This is a genomic window from Luteimonas chenhongjianii (assembly GCF_002327105.1).
In the GTDB taxonomy this organism is placed as follows: domain Bacteria; phylum Pseudomonadota; class Gammaproteobacteria; order Xanthomonadales; family Xanthomonadaceae; genus Luteimonas; species Luteimonas chenhongjianii.
On sequence record NZ_CP023406.1, the window covers coordinates 1,005,283 to 1,025,254 of the forward strand.

The 19,972-nt window shown below is 70.1% G+C and carries 20 protein-coding genes; 9 read left to right on the top strand and 11 right to left on the bottom strand.

Annotation, left to right across the window (positions count from 1 at the left end; genetic code table 11):
* The first annotated feature begins 93 nt into the window (after positions 1–93).
* Genes yedA through CNR27_RS04550 form a run of 3 tightly spaced genes read left to right on the top strand, consistent with a single transcriptional unit; the run spans position 94 to position 2,647 of the window.
* Positions 94–1,026 (top strand): drug/metabolite exporter YedA, encoded by a 933-nt coding sequence (yedA, locus tag CNR27_RS04540; RefSeq protein WP_096297131.1) that lies wholly within the window; start codon positions 94–96, stop codon positions 1,024–1,026.
* Complete coding sequence (gene rarD, locus CNR27_RS04545) at positions 1,026–1,934, top strand: EamA family transporter RarD (protein WP_425435507.1); 909 nt, start codon at positions 1,026–1,028, stop codon at positions 1,932–1,934. Before yedA ends, rarD begins: the two co-directional genes overlap by 1 nt.
* 56 nt (positions 1,935–1,990) lie before the next feature.
* Positions 1,991–2,647 (top strand): nucleotidyltransferase family protein, encoded by a 657-nt coding sequence (locus CNR27_RS04550; RefSeq protein WP_096297132.1) that lies wholly within the window; start codon positions 1,991–1,993, stop codon positions 2,645–2,647.
* 66 nt (positions 2,648–2,713) lie between these two features.
* Here CNR27_RS04550 and CNR27_RS04555 read toward each other — a convergent pair whose 3' ends face one another.
* The 5 genes from CNR27_RS04555 to CNR27_RS04575 all read right to left on the bottom strand — a co-directional run bounded on the left by CNR27_RS04555 (position 2,714) and on the right by CNR27_RS04575 (position 7,606).
* Complete coding sequence (locus tag CNR27_RS04555; protein ID WP_096297133.1) at positions 2,714–3,022, bottom strand: hypothetical protein; 309 nt, start codon at positions 3,020–3,022, stop codon at positions 2,714–2,716.
* Positions 3,019–4,329 (bottom strand): ABC transporter permease, encoded by a 1,311-nt coding sequence (locus CNR27_RS04560; RefSeq protein ID WP_096297134.1) that lies wholly within the window; start codon positions 4,327–4,329, stop codon positions 3,019–3,021. Before CNR27_RS04560 ends, CNR27_RS04555 begins: the two co-directional genes overlap by 4 nt.
* A 51-nt stretch (positions 4,330–4,380) precedes the next feature.
* Positions 4,381–5,538, bottom strand: coding sequence for an ABC transporter permease (locus CNR27_RS04565; protein WP_096297135.1), 1,158 nt, complete (start codon positions 5,536–5,538; stop codon positions 4,381–4,383).
* Positions 5,539–5,563: 25 nt separating this feature from the next.
* The gene (locus CNR27_RS04570) at positions 5,564–6,256 is read right to left on the bottom strand and encodes an ABC transporter ATP-binding protein (protein ID WP_096297136.1); all 693 of its coding nucleotides are present in this window, start codon (positions 6,254–6,256) and stop codon (positions 5,564–5,566) included.
* A 102-nt stretch (positions 6,257–6,358) separates the two neighbouring features.
* On the bottom strand, positions 6,359–7,606 hold the full coding sequence (locus CNR27_RS04575) for an efflux RND transporter periplasmic adaptor subunit (protein ID WP_096297137.1): 1,248 nt from the start codon (positions 7,604–7,606) through the stop codon (positions 6,359–6,361).
* A gap of 276 nt (positions 7,607–7,882) precedes the next feature.
* On the opposite strand from CNR27_RS04575, the gene CNR27_RS04580 reads away from it, so the two are divergent.
* The 5 genes from CNR27_RS04580 (at position 7,883) to CNR27_RS04600 (ending at position 13,404) form a co-directional block, all read left to right on the top strand.
* The gene (locus CNR27_RS04580) at positions 7,883–8,809 is read left to right on the top strand and encodes an ABC transporter ATP-binding protein (protein ID WP_425435482.1); all 927 of its coding nucleotides are present in this window, start codon (positions 7,883–7,885) and stop codon (positions 8,807–8,809) included.
* Entirely contained in the window at positions 8,809–9,579 is a 771-nt protein-coding gene (locus CNR27_RS04585) for an ABC transporter permease (RefSeq protein WP_096297139.1), read from the top strand. Before CNR27_RS04580 ends, CNR27_RS04585 begins: the two co-directional genes overlap by 1 nt.
* A gap of 32 nt (positions 9,580–9,611) precedes the next feature.
* Positions 9,612–11,465: a CIA30 family protein gene (locus CNR27_RS04590; RefSeq protein WP_096297140.1), complete on the top strand. Its 1,854-nt coding sequence runs from the start codon at positions 9,612–9,614 to the stop codon at positions 11,463–11,465.
* 53 nt (positions 11,466–11,518) lie between these two features.
* Complete coding sequence (locus CNR27_RS04595) at positions 11,519–12,712, top strand: sensor histidine kinase (RefSeq protein WP_245815749.1); 1,194 nt, start codon at positions 11,519–11,521, stop codon at positions 12,710–12,712.
* Positions 12,713–12,783: 71 nt separating this feature from the next.
* Positions 12,784–13,404 carry a response regulator transcription factor gene (locus tag CNR27_RS04600; RefSeq protein WP_096297141.1) on the top strand — a complete coding sequence of 207 codons (621 nt, stop codon included), beginning with the start codon at positions 12,784–12,786 and terminating at the stop codon, positions 13,402–13,404.
* 84 nt (positions 13,405–13,488) lie between these two features.
* On the opposite strand, the gene hglS is transcribed toward CNR27_RS04600, so the two are convergent.
* A complete protein-coding gene (gene hglS, locus CNR27_RS04605; protein WP_096297142.1) occupies positions 13,489–14,874 on the bottom strand; it encodes a 2-oxoadipate dioxygenase/decarboxylase HglS in 1,386 nt (461 codons plus the stop codon).
* A 139-nt stretch (positions 14,875–15,013) separates the two neighbouring features.
* Here hglS and CNR27_RS04610 point away from each other — a divergent pair, with 139 nt between their 5' ends.
* On the top strand, positions 15,014–15,442 hold the full coding sequence (locus tag CNR27_RS04610; protein ID WP_123832851.1) for a hypothetical protein: 429 nt from the start codon (positions 15,014–15,016) through the stop codon (positions 15,440–15,442).
* Between the two features lie 9 nt (positions 15,443–15,451).
* Here CNR27_RS04610 and CNR27_RS04615 read toward each other — a convergent pair whose 3' ends face one another.
* From CNR27_RS04615 to CNR27_RS04635, 5 genes are all read right to left on the bottom strand, one after another.
* A complete protein-coding gene (locus CNR27_RS04615; protein WP_096297144.1) occupies positions 15,452–16,816 on the bottom strand; it encodes a leucyl aminopeptidase family protein in 1,365 nt (454 codons plus the stop codon).
* Between the two features lie 14 nt (positions 16,817–16,830).
* Entirely contained in the window at positions 16,831–17,544 is a 714-nt protein-coding gene (locus tag CNR27_RS04620) for an HAD family hydrolase (RefSeq protein ID WP_096297145.1), read from the bottom strand.
* A gap of 145 nt (positions 17,545–17,689) precedes the next feature.
* Entirely contained in the window at positions 17,690–18,823 is a 1,134-nt protein-coding gene (locus tag CNR27_RS04625; protein ID WP_425435508.1) for an AI-2E family transporter, read from the bottom strand.
* Positions 18,824–18,833: 10 nt separating this feature from the next.
* Positions 18,834–19,433, bottom strand: a complete 600-nt coding sequence (locus CNR27_RS04630; protein ID WP_096297147.1) for a hypothetical protein — start codon at positions 19,431–19,433, stop codon at positions 18,834–18,836.
* Positions 19,430–19,972, bottom strand: a complete 543-nt coding sequence (locus CNR27_RS04635; protein WP_245815750.1) for a phage holin family protein — start codon at positions 19,970–19,972, stop codon at positions 19,430–19,432. Before CNR27_RS04635 ends, CNR27_RS04630 begins: the two co-directional genes overlap by 4 nt.

Here is a 19,972-nt window from a genome sequence, read left to right on the forward strand (position 1 = left end):
ATGCAATGCCACCGTTCCAGCCGTGCAACGGCGTGCGGGCGTAGAATTCCGCACCCGCATTCGCGGCTGCCCATCTCCTTTCGCGGAATTCCCATGAGCGTCGCGCCGGTGTCGCGTCCCGCCTCCGTCCTGGCCATCGCGCTGGCGCTGATGGCCGTCTATCTCGTCTGGGGGTCGACCTATCTCGCGATCCGCTTCGCGCTCGAAGGTGGCTATCCGCCGCTGCTGATGGCGGGCCTGCGCTTCATCGCCGCCGGCGGGCTGATGTATGCCGCGCTGCGCCTGCGCGGCGTGCCGGCGCCGACCCGCGCGCAGTGGCCCAACGTGCTCGCGATGGGCGTGCTGCTGCTGGGTCTGGGCAATGGCCTGGTCTGCATCGCCGAGCAGAGTGTGTCGTCGGGACTGGCCGCGGTTGCAGTGGCCTCGGCGCCGATCTGGATCGCCCTGTTCGCGGCGATCCGCGGCGACCGGCCTTCGCGCATCGAATGGGCTGGCCTGGCGGTCGGCTTCGCCGGGGTGCTGTGGCTCAACGCCGGCAGCTCGCTGACCGCGACGCCGACGGGGCTGATCGCATTGCTGATCGCGCCACTGGCCTGGGCCTTCGGTTCGGTATGGAGCCGGGGTCGGGACCTGCCGTCACCCTTCATGGCGGCTGCGTCGCAGATGCTCGCCGGCGGCGTGATCATTCTCGTGGCCGGGCTGCTGGTCGGCGAACGCTTCACCGAGCTGCCTACGCTCAAGGGCACGCTGTCGGTGGCCTACCTGACCTCGTTCGGCTCGATCATCGGGTTCACCGCCTATGTCTGGCTGCTGCACAACGTGCGCCCGACACTCGCCGGCAGCTACGCCTACGTCAACCCGGCGATCGCGGTGCTGCTGGGTGCATGGCTCGCGAACGAGCGCTTCCAGGTCAACGACATCGGCGCGATGGTGGTGATTCTGGTCGCGGTGGTCGCGATCACGCTGGGCCGCGCGCGTGCGCGCAAACCGGTGCCGGTGCCCGCGGCCGCTGGGGACCGGTCTTGATCGACGCCGCGCAGAGCCGCCGCGGCGTATGGATCGCGGTTGCCGCCTTCGTCATCTGGGGCCTGATGCCGCTGTACTGGCATCTGCTCAAGCATGTCCCGTCGCTGCAGATCGTGCTGCACCGCTCGATCTGGTGCGCGATTCTCGTCGCCGCCTTCCTCACCATCCGCCAGGGCCGCGGCTGGCTGCGCGAGATCCTCGCCCAGCCCAGGCTCGCCGGCATGCTGGCGATATCGGGCACTCTGATCGCGGCGAACTGGGCGCTGTACGTGTGGGCGGTCAACAGCGGCCACGTCGTCGAGACGAGCCTGGGCTACTTCATCAATCCACTGCTCAACGTCGTCATCGGCGTGGTGTTCCTGCGCGAGCGGCTGTCGGTGGCGCAGTGGGTGGCGGTCGCGCTGGCGGCGGGCGGGGTGGCGTGGCTGACATTCAATTACGGCAGTTTTCCCTGGATCGCGTTGTGCCTGGCCGGTTCGTTCGCGCTGTACGGGCTGATCCGCAAGTTCGCTGCCGTGGAGGCGGTCCAGGGGCTCGGGGTCGAGAACCTGTTCGTGTTCGGACCGGCGGTGCTCGCGCTGGCGTGGTTCGAAAGCCAGGGCGGTGGCGGCTTCTTCTCTCTGCGTTGGGGCGGCTGGACCGATGTGCTGCTGGTGCTGGGCGGCGCGCTGACCGCGATCCCGCTGATCTGCTTCGCCTATGCGGTGCGGCGCGTGCCGCTGACGGTCGTGGGGCTGCTGCAGTACATCGGCCCGACGCTGCAGCTGCTGCTGGGGGTGTTCTTCTTCGGCGAGGCCTTCGGCATCGATCGCGCGGCAGGCTTCGGTTTCATCTGGGCAGGCCTGGCGGTGTTCGCCGTCGACGGCTACCTGCGCTCGCGGCGCCGGATCGTCGCGCAGCAGGCCTGAGGGCCGCCTGCCGGCTTTGCACGAGCGCAGGCTGGGCGGTCTGGCAGGATGCACCCATGCGCGCATCGTTCCTTCCGGATCCGGGGGTCGGCCCACCGAGCTCGTCGCATGCGGCGATCGTGCTCGCGGCCGGCGGCAGTGCCCGGCTCGGACGGCCCAAGCAGCTGCTGCGACAGGGTGGCGAACCTCTGGTCGCGCGGGTCGTGCGGCTCGCCGCGGAAACCCGGCCGTGCCGACTGCTGGTGATGCTCGGCGCGTGTCACGCGGCCATTGCCGCCGAGCTTCCGCCGCCGCTGCACGCGCGCATGGAGCTGCATGTCGTCGACGACTGGAGCGCAGGACTGGCGGCCAGCCTGATGGCGGCGGCGCGCGCGCTGCACGCGCATCGCGGCCCGGTGCTGGTCACCGGGGTCGATCAGCCCGCGCTCAACGCGCTGCACCTGCGTGCGCTGCTCGACGGCGCGCGCAGCGCACGCTCGGGATGCGCTGCGGTGATGCATGGCGAGCGGCCGGGCGCGCCGGCAGTGCTGTCCCACGCGTTGTTCGCGCAGGTGGATGCCCTGGAAGGTGATCGTGGATTCAGCGCACTGCTCGCCGCGTTGCCGGAGGACGAGTTGTTCCGGCTGCAGGCGCCGTCGCTGGCCCTGGACATCGACACGCCCGATGACCTGCGGCGCGCGATGGCGGAGGGGCTGCTGGATCGCGAGGCCTGACCGCGGGCGATCGCTGCGTGTGCGCGGACAGCGCACCTGCACGTGCGCCGGCTTCACGGCGTCGCATCAGGCCGCGAGCGACAGCATCCAGACGATCACGAGGGCGCCGACCGCGCCCATCGCCAGCGCCGCGTTGCGCCAGCGCCTCGCGCGCCGGCGATAGCGCGCCACGCGTTCGTCGTTGAGCGCGCTGGCACGCGCGATCCAGGGCGCGGTGTCGCGCTCGGCCTTCGCGTAGATCAGTTCCGCGCGGCCGGGGTCGGCCTCCGCCTGCAGCGCCGCGTCCTCGTAGCGCTCGAACGCACGCGCCTGCAGGGACTGGATCTCGCGGGCGATCTCCGCGTTCGACAGCGTCTCGGGCGATGCGGCGCTCATGTCGCGCGCAGGGCCACGGTGACCGGGAGCCGGGCGGCTCGCAGCGCCGGGAACAGGCCGCCGACGAGGCCGATGCCAAGCGCCCACTTCAGTCCATTCCACAGCAGTTCCGGCGAGACCTTGAACTGGAAGACCACCTGGCTGAAGTTGCTGCCGAGCGTGCTGACGCTGTAGCCGTTGAAGATGGTCCACGCGAGCAGACCGCCGAGCAGGCCGCCGAGCAGGGCCAGCAACATCGTCTCCAGCATCACCGCGACGACGACCGGCAGGCCGCGGAAGCCGATCGCGCGCATCGTCGCGATCTCGCGTGCACGGCCGGCCACGGCGGCATACATGGTGTTGAGGGCGCCGAACACCGCGCCGACCGCCATGATCGCGCCGATCACCGTGCCCAGCACGTTGATCAGCGTTGCCAGTTGGCCGGACTGCTTGCCGTAGTAGGCGCGTGTCGTCGACACGTCGAGTTTCAGGCGCGGGTCCGCATCCATCGCGGCCTTGAACGCGGTGAACCCCGCGGTGCCGTCGGTGCGCACGGTGATCGACTGGTAGGAGCTGCGGTTGTAGGTCGAGGCCAGCGTCTCGGCATCGGTCCACAGTTCCGAATCGTGCGCGTCGCCGGAGGCGAACACGCCGACGATCGTCCATTGCTGGTTGCCCAGCGCGAGCGTCTTGCCGACATCCAGGCCCCGGAACTGGCTGCGGGCGCCCTGGCCGACGACGATCTCGCGCAGGCCCGGCGCGAACCTGCGACCCTCGATCAGCCGCACCTTGTCATGCACCGCCCAGGCGAGTTCGCCGACGCCCCGGAACTGCGCGTTGACGTCGCTGCCATCGGCCTTCGACGGGAGGTTGACCACCTGCGACAGCTCGGGCGACAGCAGCGGCCGGCCCTGCGCATCGCGGGCGATGCCTGCCAGCGTGCCGATCAGCGGCACCTGGTCGCGGGTGATCACCGAGTTGGTCTCGGCCTGCGAGCCGCCGCGCAGAACGATCGCCGAGGTGTCGTCGCCGGTGCTGTCGAGCGTGGCCTTGAAGCCCGCGCCCATCGCCAGCATCGCCACCAGCACGCCGACGACGCCGGCGATGCCGACCACGATCACCGAGGAAGCGCCCCAGCGCTGCGGCAGGCTGCCGATGCCGATGCGCGCCGCGGCCAGCGCAAGCCGGCCGCCGCGCGTCAGCGTCAGCCACAGCGCGATGGCGACCGCGATTCCGAGCACGCCGAACCACGGCAGCAGCACCCAGATCACGAGGCCGACCACGAGCGCGACGATCGACAGCAGGTTCCACAGCCACGGGCTTTTCATGTCGGTCCGGTCCGGTTCTTCATGCAGTGGAATGACGAGGTGGCCATGCCGTCAGCGCCCGGCCAGCGCATCGACGATCTTCAACCGCCGCGCGCGCAATGCGGGCAGCACGCCGACGATGATGCCGATGCCGACCATCAGGCCGAGTCCGATCAGCCAGGTCTGCAGCGGCACGGTGGGCAGCGAGATCACGCCGCCGCTCGCGGCGCTGACGCCCGGCATGATCGCCGCCGCCAGGCCCAGGCCGACCAGGCCGCCGATCACGACCAGCAGCACCGACTCCACCATCACCAGCGCCAGCACGGTGCCGTCGGTGAAGCCGAGGGTCTTGAGCGTGGCGAGTTCGGGAACGCGCTCACGCACCGCCTGCGCCATGGTGTTGCCCGTGAGCAGCAGCAGGGTGAAGAACACCGCGCCCATGATCGCGGTGACGATCAGGCCGATGTCGGCGAACTGTTTGGCGAAGGCCTGCTGGAACGCCGACTCGGTCTGCGACTTGGTCTCGCGGTCGGAGTTGGCCGAGATCGCATCGATCGCCTGGGCCACGCGCGAAGCCTGGTCGGCATTGGCGAGCTGCACGGTGAACCAGCTGACCTGGTTCTTGATGAAGTCGTTGGATTCGTCGAAGTAGGTCCAGTTCATCAGCAGCTGGTTCTCCGCGCCGACATTGCTGCGGTCCTTCGCGCGGAAGATCGCCTTGAGTTCCAGCGGCCAGTCATTGCTGCCGCCCCGCGGAAAGATCGTCGCCTGCAGCGGGATGGTGTCGCCGATCTTCCAGCCGAACTTCTTCGCCAGCGATTCGCCGACCGCCGCGCCATTGCGCGTGTCGCGAAAGGCCTGCAGCTGGTCGGGTGGCACCTCGTACTCGCCGTAGACGTCGAAGAAGTTCGGCGCGACGGAAAAGTTGGGGAAGAAGTTGCGCTGGTCCTGGTAGATCCCGCCGAACCACATCGCATACGTCACCTGCTGCACCCCGGGGATCGTCTCGATCTCCGCCTGCAGGCGTACCGGCAGCGACTGCGTGATCGACAGCCGTGACGCGACGATCAGCCGGTTGGCCCCGTCGACGCTGCCGCCCGCATTGAAGGCCACGCGCACCGAATCGAGCATGCCGAACAGCAGGAAGGCTGCGATCACCGACAGCAGGGTCAGCAGCGTCCGCGTCTTGCTGCGGAACAGCTGGGCCCACACCAGCGACAGGTATTTCATGGTGCCGTCTCCGGAGGGCCGCGGGTCAGTGCGTGGCGAGCGGCAGGTCGACCAGCTCGCCCTTGTCGAGATGGATCGTGTGGGTGGCGTATTCGGCGGCCTTGGGGTCGTGGGTCACCATGACGATGGTCTTGCCGTGCACGCTGTTGAGTTCCTGCAGCAGGCCGAGGATTTCCTCGGCGCTCTGCCGGTCCAGATCGCCGGTGGGCTCGTCGCAGATCAGGAAGGTCGGATCGGACACGATCGCGCGTGCGATCGCCACGCGTTGCTGTTGGCCGCCCGACAGTTCATTGGGCTTGTGGTTGCGGCGGTCGGCCAGGCCGACGAGCGTCAGCGCGATTTCGGCATTGCGCCTGCGCTGCGCCGCGCCGAGCGTGGTGAGCAGCAGCGGCAGTTCGACGTTCTTCTGCGCGTTGAGCATCGGCATCAGGTTGTAGAACTGGAACACGAAGCCCACGTGGCGGCTGCGCCAGTTCGCCAGCTGCCCACCGCTCATCCGGTCGATGCGCTCGCCCTCGATCTCGATCTCGCCCGACGTGGGTGTGTCGAGTCCGCCGATCAGGTTGAGCAGCGTGGTCTTGCCCGAGCCCGACGGGCCCATCAGCGCAACGAAATCTCCGCGCGGAATCTCCAGGTCGATGCCGTGCAGCACCTCGACCTTCTCCGGGCCACGCTGGTAGATCTTGTGCAGGTTGCGGATGCTGACGAGGGACGACATTGGGCACTCCGGCAGGTGGTGGCCGCGTGCTGCGCGTGGCAGCACGGAGGGGTCAGGATCAGTGGTGTGCGCCGCCGCCGGCGAGGGCGCAGCGGCACGCGGTCATCGGGCATCGTCCCCGGACGGCGCCATGCGGACCTTGGCGCCATCGGCGAGCGTCGCGGGTGGATCGAGCACGACGGTCTCGCCGGCAGCGACGCCCGACAGCACCTGGCGGTCATTGCCGAGCGCGATGCCGGTCTGCAGCTCGCGCTGCGCGACGGTGTCGTCTTCGCCGAGCACGAAGGCCACATCGGCGCCGTCGCGCTGCACGATGGCCGCGCCAGGCACCCGCACGCCGCGCGGCTGCTGCGCGCCTTCCGCCGCCGGCGCCTCGAGGAAGCTCACGCGTACGCCCATGTCCGGCACGATCCGCGCGTCCTTTTCCCGGATCGCGATGCGCACCTTGACCGTCGCCTTGCCGCGGTCGGCGGCCGGAATGATCGCGATGACCTCGGCCGGGATTTTCCAGTCGGGATAGGCATTTAGCGTCGCCTCGACCGGCATCCCCGGCTGCACGCGGCCGATGAAGGCCTCGCCGACATCCACTTCGATCTCCAGCGAGTCCATGTCGACGATGGTGCCGATGCCGGTGCGGGTGAAGCCGCCACCGGCCGACAGCGGCGAGACGATCTCGCCCGGCTGGGCAGCCTTGGCGGTGACCACGCCTGCGAATGGCGCACGCACGACGGTGTTGTCGACCCCCAGGTCGGCGATCGCCAGCGAGGCGGAGGCCACCTGGACATTGCGCTGCGCGCTGCCCAGCTGGGCGCGCAGGGCGTCGCGCTGGGCAATGGCCTGGTCGTACTGCGAGCGCGATACCAGCTGCTGGCCGACCAGCTCCTGCAGGCGGGCGGCGTCGGCCTCGGCCTGGGCCAGCTGGGCCTGCAGGCTGCCGGTCTGGCTGCGCGCGGCGTCGAGCTGCGAGGCCGACAGGCTGCGCTGGGCATCGGCGTCGATCGGATCGAGCGTGGCCATGATGTCACCGGCCTCGACGCGCTGGCCTTCCTCGATCAGCACCTCGCGCACGCGGCCGGTGATCTTCGACGACACGGTCGCGGTGCGCCGGGCGACGACGTAGCCGGTCGCGTCGAGCACCGAGGCGTTCGCGCCGCCCGCGCTGATCGCCACGACCGGCGCGGTGCGCACCTCGACGCCGCCATCCCGCCCGAACAGCGCCCAGCCGGCAACCACCAGGAGCAGCAGCACGATGACTGCGATGGCGATCCACAGGCCGCGCCGCCGTGGCGGCTCGGGCGGCGCCTTGCGGTCGATGCGGAGTTCGTTGAGCAGGTCGGCCTTGGTATTCATGGGTTCCATGGAAAGCAGGACGTGACGACAGGCGGGAGTGTGACCGCGGGGGTTGGGCGATCCAACCTGCCGGAAGTCAGTTTCCGACGGGGCGCCCAACGACGAGCCCGTAATGGCGGGCCGAGCCGAGTCTGCGCGCATCGGGCACGGCGGTCACCTGACGTGTGTCACATGCGGTGGATGACGCCTGCGACTGACCGCACGGCGCGCGCCGGCCGAGACTGCCCGCAACCCGGAGGAACCAAGATGCGCCCAGTCCCGTTCAGTGCAGACCCTTTGAGAGCGACGCCTGCGCCGTTGGCCACCCTGCGTGGCGTACGGCGCCGCCGCGGCGCCGTGCAGGCCCTCGACGGCGTGGATCTCGCGCTGCCTGCCGGCCAGGTGACCGCGCTGCTCGGCGTCAACGGCGCCGGCAAGACCACCGCGATCGAGATCCTGCTCGGCCTGCAGCCGGCCGATACCGGCGAAGTCATGCTGCTCGGGCGGCATCCATCCGATCTCGAAGCGCGCCGGCACATCGGCGTGATGCTGCAGCAGGCGCAGTTGCCGGAGCGTTTGCGGGTCGGCGAACTGCTGGCGCTGACCCGCAGCTGGTATCGGGCGCCGCGCAGCGTCGCCGACTGCGTCGCGCTCGCCGGACTCGATGGGCTGCTCGAGCGGCGCTATGGCCGGCTGTCGGGCGGCCAGCAGCGCCGCGTGCAGTTCGCGCTCGCGTTGTGCGGGCGCCCCAAGCTGCTGTTCCTCGACGAGCCTACGACCGGTCTCGACATCGGTGCCCGCCAGCAGGTGTGGCGCGCGATCCGCAGCGTGGTCGCCGATGGCGTCGGCATCCTGCTGACCACGCATTACCTGGAAGAAGCCGAGGCGCTTGCCGATCGCGTGGTCGTGCTCGATGCGGGACGCGTGCGCGCCGACGGTGCGGTCGGAGAGATTCGCGCGCAGGTCGCGCAGCGGCGCATCCGCTGCACGACCACGGTGCCGCTCGACGTCGTGGCCAGCTGGCCGGGCGTGCGCCGGGCGGAGACGGTCGATGGCCATTTGGTGGTCATGTGCGATCGGGTGGAACCCGTGCTGCGCCGCTTGCTGGACGCCGATCCGCAGCTCGGCGATCTCGAGGTGCAACGTGCCGGCCTCGCCGAGGCGTTCGTGGCGATGACGACGACCGCCGACGTGATGGCCGGTTCGAAGCAGGAGGCCGCGTGATGGACAGGACGATCGACCCCGGCGCGCACGTCAGCCTGTGGCGCTGCTACCTGCTCGACACGCGCTGCGAACTGCTGCGACTGCTGCGCGAGCCGATGTACATCATTCCGACGCTGCTGTTCCCGGCGCTGTTCTACGTGATGTTCGGCCTGTTGCTCGGCGGGCGCGGCAGCAGCGAGGCGGCGCGCTATCTTCTGGCGACCTACGGCGTGTTCGGTGCGATGGGCGCGGGCCTGTTCGGCTTCGCGGTCACCCTGTCGATCGACCGCGAGCGTGGCTTCTTCGCCCTGCGTCGCGCGCTGCCGGCGCCGCCGAGTGCGTGGCTGGTATCGCGGCTGCTGATCGCGATGCTGTTCGCATTGGCCATCGTGCTGGAACTCGCGACGCTGGCGACGGTGTTCGGGGGCGTGTCGCTGGCATCGGGCCAATGGGCGTTGCTGTGGACGATCACCGTGCTCGGCGCGCTGCCGTTCTGCGCGATCGGCCTGCTGCTCGGCAGCATCGCCAGCGCGAACGCGGCGCCGGCATGGGTCAACCTGCTGTTCCTGCCGATGGCCTTCCTGTCCGGCCTGTGGCTGCCGCTGTCGATGCTGCCCGGGATATTCGCCAAGCTCGCGCCGCTGTGGCCGGCCTGGCATCTGGCGCAGATCGCGCTGGGCGTCACCGGGCAGGCGGGTGCGACGCCGCTGTGGCTGCATCTGCTGGTGCTGTGCGTCGTGACCGTGGCCTGCTGCGTGCTCGCGCTGCGCCGCCTCGCCCGCGCGGTCTGACATCATCCGCTTACACGTTCTGGGGAAACGCAATGACACAGGAAAATGGATACCGCCAGCGGCGCTGGCCGGCTGTGGCCGCAGTGGTGGCGCTGGTCGCCGTCCTTGGCGTCGCGGTGGCCGTCGCGGGGCGGCAACAGGCGACGGATTCGACCGCGAAGCCGGCAACCGACGGCACGTTCGCGATCCGCAACGCACGCATCTTCGATGGCGTCGAGGTCATCGAGCGCGGGACGGTGCTGGTGCGCGACGGGCTGATCGAAGCGGTTGCCGCCGATGTCGCGGTGCCGGATGGCATCACCGTGGTGGATGCTGACGGCAAGACACTGCTGCCCGGTCTGATCGATGCTCACGTGCACGCCTGGGGCGACGCGCAGCAGGACATGCTGCGCTTCGGCGTCACCGCCGGGCTCGACATGCACGGCATGGCGGAACGCCTGTCGGCACTGCGCGCGCAGCGCGAGTCCACCGCGCCGAGCGCGCAGGCCGACCTGTGGGCCGCGGGCTATGCGGTCACCGCGGCCGGCGGGCACGGCACGCAGTACGGATTCCCGGTGCCGACGGTCGATGCCGATACCGACATTCCGGCCTTCATCGCCGCACGCGTGGCCGAGGGCGACGACTTCATCAAGCTGATCGTCGAGGACCTCAGCGGCTACGCCAACGGTCGGACACTGCCCACGCTCGACGCCGCACAGGTGCGCGCGGTCGTCGATGCCGCGCATGCGCACGATCGCATCGCCGTCGCCCACGTCTCCACGCAGGCCAGCGCCCGCGAGGTGCTGGACGCCGGCATCGACGGCTTCGTGCACGTGGCCGACGATGCCGTGGTCGACGACGCCTTCGTCGCCGATGTCGCGCGTCGCGATGTGTTCGTCGTGCCGACGCTGGTGGTGATCGCCTCGGTGGCCGGCAGCGACGCAGGCCGGACACTCGCGCAGGATTCCGCGCTGTCGCCGTGGCTGACGCCGGAACAGCGCGACAGCCTCGGTGCGCGCATGTCCACCGCGCCGAAGCCGCAGCGCCTCGCCGACGCGATCGACAGCGTGCGACGCCTGCACGCGGCGGGCGCGACGATTCTCGCCGGCAGCGATGCACCCAATGCCGGCACCGCCCAGGGCGCAAGCCTGCACGGCGAACTCGCGTTGCTGGTGCAGGCCGGGCTGACGCCGCGTCAGGCACTGGTCGCGGCGACCTCCGCTCCCGCCGCGCGCTTCGGCATCGTCGATCGCGGCCGCATTGCGCCGGGCCTGCGCGCGGACCTGGTGCTGGTCGACGGCAACCCGCTGGACGACATCACCGCGACCCGGCGCATCCACACCGTGTGGAAGAACGGCGCGCGCGTCGAACGCACCAAGCCTGCGGCTGCGCTTGCGGCTGGCGCCGTGCCGGGCGACACCCGCATCAGCGATTTCGAGACCGGGCTCGACGCCGGCTTCGGCAGCTGGGCGCCGACCACCGACCAGATGGCCGGCGGGGCGTCGACCGTCGCGCACGCTCGCATCGAAGGGGGCGCCAACGGCTCGGCCGGCGCGCTGTCGGTCGCCGGCGAGATCAAGACCGGCTTCGCGTTTCCGTGGTCGGGCGTGATCTTCTTCCCGGCCGCGCAGGCGATGCAGCCTGCGGATCTGTCGTCGCGCGGCGAACTCGTGTTCCGCGTGCGCGGCGATGGTCGACGCTACAACGCACTGCTGTTCTCCGGTGCATCGCCGACTTCAATGCCGGCGATGCAGGCTTTCGAGGCCGGCAGCGAGTGGGCGGAAGTGCGCCTGCCGCTCAGCGGATTCGCCGGCGCGGACCTGTCGCAGGTCCGCGGCATCGCATGGACCGCCGGTCAGCCGGAGGGCACGTTCGCCTTCGCGCTCGATGACGTGGAACTGCGCTGAGATGCAGGCGGATCGGCACGGCGCGCACCAGCCACTTCCGGCGGACACCTGAGATGGCTGCGCTGCGCGACATGCATACCGATGCGACCGCACCGGCGATGCGCAACTTCGCCGGCCTGCGTCCCGCGCCGGATTCGATCATCGGCAGCGCGCAGCGCCAGGGCCGGCCTGCATGGAGCGAAGGCATCCACGTGCTCTGGTCGGTGTGGGTGTTCGTCGTGCCGATGTTCTCGCCGCATGGCTACGACCTGCGCTGGCTGCTGCTCACCCTGTTGTCGTATCCGGTCTTCATCGCGCTGTTTGCCGGCGCGCTGCTGCTGCCGGCGCGCCGCTCGCCCTGGTGCGCGCTCGGCATGATCGCGCTGTGCTTCGGCCTGCTGCCCTGGTACGTCTCGAGCCTGAGCTACTTCGTATTCGGCTGCGTGTTTCTCGGCGCGCTGTCGCATGCATCCGTCTGGCGTTACGTGCTCGCATTGATCGTGCTCAACGCGGCGCTGCTGGGCTGGGCGCGCGTGTTCGGCTATCCATGGGCGGCGCTGGTGTGGATGCCGGTGACGACGGTGATGATCGGGCTGCTCGTGCACGTGGAGCGTCTGAAGAACCGGCAGGACGCCGCACTGCGGCTTTCGCACGAGGAGGTACGCAGACTGGCCGCGATCGGCGAACGCGAACGCATCGGTCGTGACCTGCACGATCTGCTCGGCCAGACGCTGTCGATGGTTGCCTTGAAGGCCGATCTCGCCGCGCGGCTGGTCGAGCGCGATCCCGATGGGGCGCAGCGAGAGATCGGCGAAGTCGGCGGTATCGCACGCGATGCGCTGGCGCAGGTGCGGCAGGCGGTCAGCGGCATCCGCGCCGCAGGTCTGGCGGCGGAACTCGCGTCCGCGCGCCTGTTGCTGGAGACCGGCGGGATTGCATTCGGCTACAGCCTCGATGCGCGCATTGCCGAATCCGGCTTGTCGCCCGCCGTGGAAACCGCCCTGGCGATGACATTGCGCGAATCGGTGACCAACCTGCAGCGCCATGCGCGCGCCCGCAGCGCACGGGCGCAGTTCTCGCGCGAGGGCGGCGTGGTCCGGCTGCAGGTCAGCGACGACGGTCGCGGCGGCGCGATCGTGCCGGGCAACGGCCTGTCGGGCATGCGCGAACGCATCGAAGCACTGGGCGGGCAGTTGCGCATCGACAGTGGTGCCGACGGCACGCGGGTCGATGCGCGGATTCCGCTGGGCGTGCCGCAGGCCGGGTGATCGGCAATCGCACGCCCTCGTTCGTCTTCCGACCCCGCTGTCCCACTGCTACCGTCATCGCCATGCCGCGAATGCCCACGATCGAACAGCCGCTCCGCATCCTCATCGCCGAGGATCAGGCGATGCTGCGTGGCGCGCTGACCGCGCTGCTGAATCTGGAAGACGATCTGTCGGTGGTCGGCAGCGTCGGCGATGGCGAATCGGCGTGGCGCGAACTGCAGCGTCTCGCGCCCGACATCCTGGTCACCGACATCGAGATGCCCGGGCTCTCGGGTCTCGAACTCGCGCAGCGCATCCAGCGACACGAACTGCCGGTGCGCGTGGTCATCGTCACCACCTTTGCGCGTGGCGGGTTTCTGCGCCGTGCGCTGGATGCCGGCGTCAGCGGCTATCTGCTCAAGGACGCGCCGGCTGAACAGCTCGCCGACGCCCTGCGGCGCGTGCACCACGGCGGCCGCGTGATCGACCCGCAACTCGCGCTGGAAGCCTGGAGCGAGCCCGATCCGCTGAGCGAGCGCGAACGCCAGATCCTGCGGCTGGCAGGCGAGGGCATGAGCGCGACCGGGATCGCCGCGCAACTCAGGCTCTCCCACGGCACCGTGCGCAACTACCTGTCCGAAGCGATCGGCAAGCTGGGCGTCGGCAACCGCATCGAGGCCTACCGGCTGGCGCGGCAGAAGGGCTGGCTGTAGCACGCCGGCGTGCGGTCGTAAGACCACACGCACGTCACTGTGTCGTCGGGACCCCGCAGGTCGTCGACGCCATAAAGCACCGGATCAGCAAGCGGGCGCGGCCCATCCGCTGACCCCGAGCGCCCGCAGCGAGTCCTGCTCGATCGCGGCATAGATCGCGAACTGGTCCTGCACGGGCGCGCCGAGTGCCTGTTCGAACGCGTCCCGGTTCGCCTGCGCCGCATACGCGCGCTGTTCGTCGCCGCCAAGGTTGGACTGGAAGATGCCGGCGGCGCTGACCGGCAGGAAGTCTTCATAGATCACCGGATCGGCGGTCACCAGGCCCGCGTCGATCGCGTCGTCGAGCGAGCCGCGCGCGACCGCGTCGGGATCGGCGCGGCCGGCCTCGGTCAGCGCGTAGCGGTAGTAGCCAAGACCCTCGCGGCGGAGCGTGTCGTCATCGTCGGGAAAACCGGCGAAAGCCGCGGCCAGACGCGCAGGGTAGTCGCCGGTGCTGCCTGCGCCGCCTGCCTCGCGCGCCTGGCCGAGCAGCCGGTCGTAGAGCGCGCGTCCCTTGGGCGTCAGCGCCAGACCGCGCTGTTCGATCTCGCCGAAGCGCGCGGTGTGGGTGCCGGCGTCGGCACGTTCGCCGGCCGGAAACAGCACCGGCTCCTGCAGCGCCTTGAAGCTCGTCTGCCGCAGCAGGATCGGGCAACGGCGACGCGGCGGACCTTCGATCACGGCCTTGGCGTCGATGCCGCGCGCGCGCATCGCGTCCTGCGCGGCATCGATGTCGAGCGTGCGCGGGGTGAGGTGGTTGATGTGCGGGCCGCGGAAGCAGACCACGTCGGCGATCAGCCGGTGCGCGGACAGCAGCGCCTGGTAGGTGTCGTGCGAGACGGTCGCCTCGCTGTGCCAGCGGAAGGTCTCCAGCGCTTCGCCGACGAACTCGCGCGCCTCTTCGGCGTCGAGTCCGCCGGCCTGCTCGAAGCGCTCGATCAGCTCGAGCGCGCGCGGGGTGAAGATCTCGCGGCGCTCGAGGATCGCGGCCGCCTTCTCGCGCAGCGCGGCCTCCTCGATCAGTTCCAGCCGCAGCAGCGAGGTGAACACCCGGAACGGATTGCGCGCGAGCGCGGCCGCATCGACCGGACGGAACGCGGTCGCATGCACCGGCACGCCGGCGACGGCCAGGTCGTAGTAGCCGACCGGCGCCATGCCCATCACCGCGAACAGTCGACGCAGCGTTGCGAGTTCGCGCGGCGTGCCGACACGGATCGCGCCATGGCGCTCGGCATCCAGGCGATCGAGCGCGTCGCTGCGCTGCAGGCGTGCGGCCAGCGACGGGTCGGCCGCGAGCGCCGCGGCGTTGACCTCCGAGACCAGCTCCATCAGCGCCCCGTAGAGCGGCACCTCGTCGCGGTACATACGGGACATCGCCTGTGCGAACAGGCTGCGGATCTCGTCGGGCGAGAGGTGCGTCGAGGCGTTCATCGATACCCGGTGATGGCCGGGCAGGTCCCGGCGAAGCCGGCCATTTTCGCCTGCCTGCCGCGCGCAGGGAAATGCCGGCTGCGGCGCGACGCTGTTACCCTCGCCGCGTGCCGAACGGGCACGTGCGAAAGGCGCCGTGATGCAGGGACAGAAGATGCCGCTGGGTGGGCGCGTGGTCGCGTTGACCGCCCTGCTGTGGAACCTCTTCGGCCTGCTGGTCTTCGTGCTGCAGCTGGCGATGACACCGGCGCAGCGTGCCGCGCTGCCGCTCGAACAGCAGCAGATCGACTCGGCGATGCCCCTGTGGGTCCTGCTGCTGTTCGCCGTCGCCACGATCACCGGCACCGCCGGCTCGATCGCCCTGTTGCTCGCACGCCGCTGGGCGGTGCCGATGCTGCAGCTGTCGTTGATCGCGATCGTCGTGCAGATGCTGGCCAGCTACGCACTGACCCCGGTCTGGTCGCTGACCGGCGCCGCGGGCCTGTTGCTGCCGGCGCTGCTGATCCTGATGGTCGCGGCGATCTGGCTGTTTGCCCGCAGCGCCGCGCGGCGCGGCTGGTTGCGCTGAGGCGTCCGCTCAGCCCACGCGGTCCTTGAGCATGGCCCAGGCCGCGCGCAGGCCCAGCGCCTCGCCGCCCTGCGGATGGCCGGCGCGGCCGCTGTCGTTCCAGGCATAGGTGTCCAGATGCGCCCACGGCAGGCCATCGGGCACGAAGCGCTCGAGATACAGCGCGGCGGTCACCGCACCGGCCATGCGCGAGCCGGCATTGGCGAGGTCGGCGATGCCACTGGTCAGATAGCGCAGATAGGGGCGCCACAGCGGCATGCGCCAGACCGGATCGCGGGTGGCCTCGCCGGCGGAGAGCCAGGCATTGGCCAGCGCATCGTCGTTGCAGAATAGCGCCGGAAGGTCCGGCCCCAGGGCGATGCGCGCCGCGCCGGTGAGCGTGGCGAAGTCGAGGATCACATCGGGTGACTGCTCGCCGGCGAAGGCCAGCGCATCGCACAGCACCACGCGGCCTTCGGCATCGGTGTTGTCGATCTCCACATGGATGCCCTTGCGCGTGGCGATGACATCACCCGGGCGGTAGGCGTTCGGCGCAATCGCGTTCTCGACCGCCGGCACCAGCAGGGTGATGCGCAGCGGCAGCTTGCGCGTCATCACCAGTTCGGCCAGCGCGATCGCATGGGCCGCGCCGCCCATGTCCTTCTTCATGTTGCGCATGCCGTCGCCGGGCTTGATGTCCAGGCCGCCGGTGTCGAAGCACACGCCCTTGCCGACGATCGCCACGTGCGGGTGCGAGGCATCGCCCCAGTGCATGTGCAGCAGTCGCGGCGCACGATGCGAGGCGCGGCCGACCGCGTGGATCGCCGGGAAATTCCGCGCCAGCAGCGCATCGCCGACGACGCTGTCGAACCTGGCGCCATGGGCGGCGGCGATGTCGCGCACCACCGCTTCCATCTGTTCCGGGCCCATGTCCTCGGTCGGCGTATTGACCATGTCGCGCACACGCGTGGTCGCCGCGATCACGGCCACGGTCTCGGCATCGATCCCTTCCACCACCAGCCGCGCGGGTTTGCGCGTGGCGGCCTTGTAGCGGGTGAAGCGGTAGGCGCCCAGTCCCCAGCCCAGTTGCAGCGCGTCGGCCTCGTGTGCGCCATCCACGCGCCAGTCGCCAGCCGGAAGGCCGAAGACCGCGTGCGCGTAGCTGTCGGGGTCGCGTGCATCGCCGATGCCGATCACCGCACCGCCGGGGCCATCCTCGCCGGGGAGCAGGCTCAGCGCGCCGGGCGATGCGTCGAAGGCCTGCGCGTCGAGCCAGGCCCGGGTGGCGGCCGGCTGTGCTTCGCGCCAGGCGCCATAGGCCTCGCGTGCGACGACGTGCAGCGGGCGCGCGTGTTGCGCGTCGGTGGTGAAGATGTCGGTGGTGATATCGGTCATGGGGGGTGTCCGGGTCAGGAGCGGTCGGCAATCGTCGGCACGGTGTCGAGCCAGTCGGCGAGCGCGGTAAGCGTGTCGAACTCGAGGTCAGGCCTGAGCTCGGGATGTTCCCAGCGCCTGCCCTCGCGGTTGATCCAGCAGCTGCGCAGGCCCGCACGCGCGGCGCCGGCGACATCCATTTCGATGTGGTCGCCGACGTGCAGCACGTCGCCGTGTTCGCAGCCCAGGCGGCTGCAGGCCGCATGGAAGATGCTGGCATCGGGCTTGGCCGCGCCGTGCTCGCGCGCGCCGAGATTGAATGCGAACAGGTGGCCGATGCCGACGCGTTCCAGGTCGGCGTTGCCGTTGGTCAGCCCGGCCACCGGCACGCGCGCGGCGATGCGCTCGAGCGCGGCCAGGCTGTCGGGGTAGTACTCGACGCGGTTGCGCTCGGCGTAGAACACATCGAATGCGGCGTCGACCAGGCCGACGTCGCCGCCGCTGTCACGCAGTGCCTGCTGGATCGTGAGCTGGCGCAGTGCCGACAGGTCGTGCATCAGATGCGCGTTGTCGGCGAACACGCGTTCGCGCAGCTCGCGCATCCTGTCCACCGGGAACATGTCGGCGGTCTGCGGGCTGTGCTCGCGCAGGAACGCATCGAGTGCCTGCTCGATCCGCACGCCGATCGGCGCGAACGGCCACAGCGTGTCGTCGAGATCGAGGGTGATGGCGCGGATCGGGAAACTCATACGCCATTGTAGCGAGTGGGGGTCGGCGACCTCCGGGACGCTCTGTCCCGAAGCCGTCGGGCTCGCGACCTGCGTCCGCGCGTGCGGCGTTCGAGCAAGCGGTGCAGGGGGCCGGAAAACCCCGGCGCAAGGGCCGGTCGCAAGATCAGGCCAGCAGCCGCGCCCAGCCCTCGAGCCCTTCCACCCTGGCCAGCACCAGCTTCACGCACACGATCAGCGGCACCGCCAGCAGCAGTCCGATGATGCCCCACAGCCAGCCGAACAGCATGAGCGCCAGGATCAGCACCAGGGGCGAGATGGCCATGCGCCGGCCGAGCACGATGGGGGTGACGAACTGCCCCTCGATCGTGTGCAGCAGCAGGTAGATCGCGGCCGGGATCACCGGCGCCCAGGTCGCGTTCGGCCAGGTGCCCTCGAAGCTCACGAAACCCATCAGCAGCATCAGCAGCAGACCGATCAGCGGGCCGACGTAGGGCGCGAAGTTCAGCAGTGCCACGACCGTGCCCCACAGCAGCGCGTCCTGCAGGGTCAGGCCCATCCATACCAGCACGCCGGCGAACACCGCGCCGAGGAGGGTGTTGATGATCGAAATGGTCAGCACGTAGCGCGAGATCTCGCGCTCGATCGACTGCATGATGTCGAAGGTGAGCTTGCGTCGCTGGCGGTCGGGCAGCATCGCGATCGCGTTCTTCTGCAGGTTCTCGCCGTAGACCATGAAGAAGAACGTCAGCAGGACCACCGCCAGCACCGAGGCCAGCATCTTCGGCGTGGCCACGATGGTCCGCCACGAGCTGTTGTCCTGGATCTGCACCAGCTGCACGCGGCGCTGTGGACGGTCCTCGGTGGCGCGGGCGAATGATTCGGCGGCCTGGCTGGCCTGGTGGACCGGTTGGGTCATCGCCTTGAGGCGCGGCGCCAGCGCGCGCAGCTGCTTGGGCGCCTGCTGCACCCATTCGCTGGCCGGGCCGTAGAGCTGCAGGCCGAGCATGCCCGCGCCGGCCAGGCCCAGGCACAGCACCAGCAGCGCGCTGACGAACCGCGGCACCCACAGCCGCCGCAGGGCGCGCAGCACCGGGTTGCCGACAAGGGCGAAGAACATCGCCAGCAGCACCGGCAGGATCACCGTCTGCGCGGCCCACAGGATCGACAGCACGGCGAGCGTGGTGAGGATGATCAGCGCAGTCGATGCGCGGGGTCGAGGCGCGACGGGAGTGTCCGCGGGCGGCGGCGCGTCGTCCGGCGGGACCGGACTGGTCGGAATACTCATCGGCAGTGGAATGCGCAGGCCCTCAGCGTCCGGATTCGGACAGCTCGGTGGACGCTTCGGCCGGACGCGGCTGTTCCGCCAGCACCGGGTCGGGACGGCTGCGGTCGGAGCGCGGCTGGGCGGCAGCGCCCGGCGGCACCCCGCCGGCGGTCGGCGCCGACGGAGGTTGTCGAGTCTGCGCCTGCGCGGCGGTGGCCTGCACGTGCATCGCAGCGGCGGCGCCGGCTGCGGCAGCGGCGCGGGTATCGGTCGCTCCGTTGGTGGCGGCCTGGTCGGCTGCCGCGTCGGCGGTCTGCGCGGCGTTGTCGGCGGTTTCGGCGGCCTTGCCGGCCGTGGCCGCAGCGACCGTGGCCTGCACCGAGGCCATCAGACCGGAAACCGCACTGAGCAGTTGCAGCGATTTGGGTCCGCCGAACTTGCCGAGCCCCGCCAATGCCCGCTGCGGCTCCAGATGGCCGGTCGCAAAGCCCGCCACGAACCCGGCAATCAGGATGCGCGGCGGGGTCCAGGCTTCGCGCCAGCTCACGCGTAGCGCCCGATAGCGGTCGGTGGTCTGGACAACGCGGCCGTCGACCAGCGTCTCGGCACGCTCCACGCGGTTCTTGAGACCTTCAAAGTTCATTGTGTCGGCTGTCCCGTTCCCGGCGTGGGCGTCGGCTTCGGAGGTGCCGACGGCTTGTCGTTCGTGTCGTCGTCATCGTCGCTGGCTTCCGAGAACAGGCCAAGCCGCGCCAACTGGCGACGGGTGGCATGCATGCCAGCGTAGTCGAAGAACACCGAAACCCGCCAGGCGGCGACCGCGGTGACGATGAGGCTGAACAACGCGGTGACCGAAATGGAGGCCAGCCAGGACAAGCCCCATGACTGCATCAGGGCGATCGCTGCACCCATGGCCAACAGCCAGGCGGACGCGCCGAAGACCACGCCAACCGCGGACCATGCCAGCCCGCGCCCCAGCGCACTGCGGGACAGGGCGAAGTCGGCCGACACGAGCTTGCGCAGTGCGCGGCCGCTGTCGAGTCCGGAGCTGAAGGTTTCGGTCGCCGCCGCACGGATGCGGCGGATGCTTTCGTCGAGATGTGGAACCTCGCCGGCGGCACGATGTGCACTGCCGGCCGATTCCCCCTCGCGCGGGTCTTCCCCGGGCACGCGCTCGGTCAT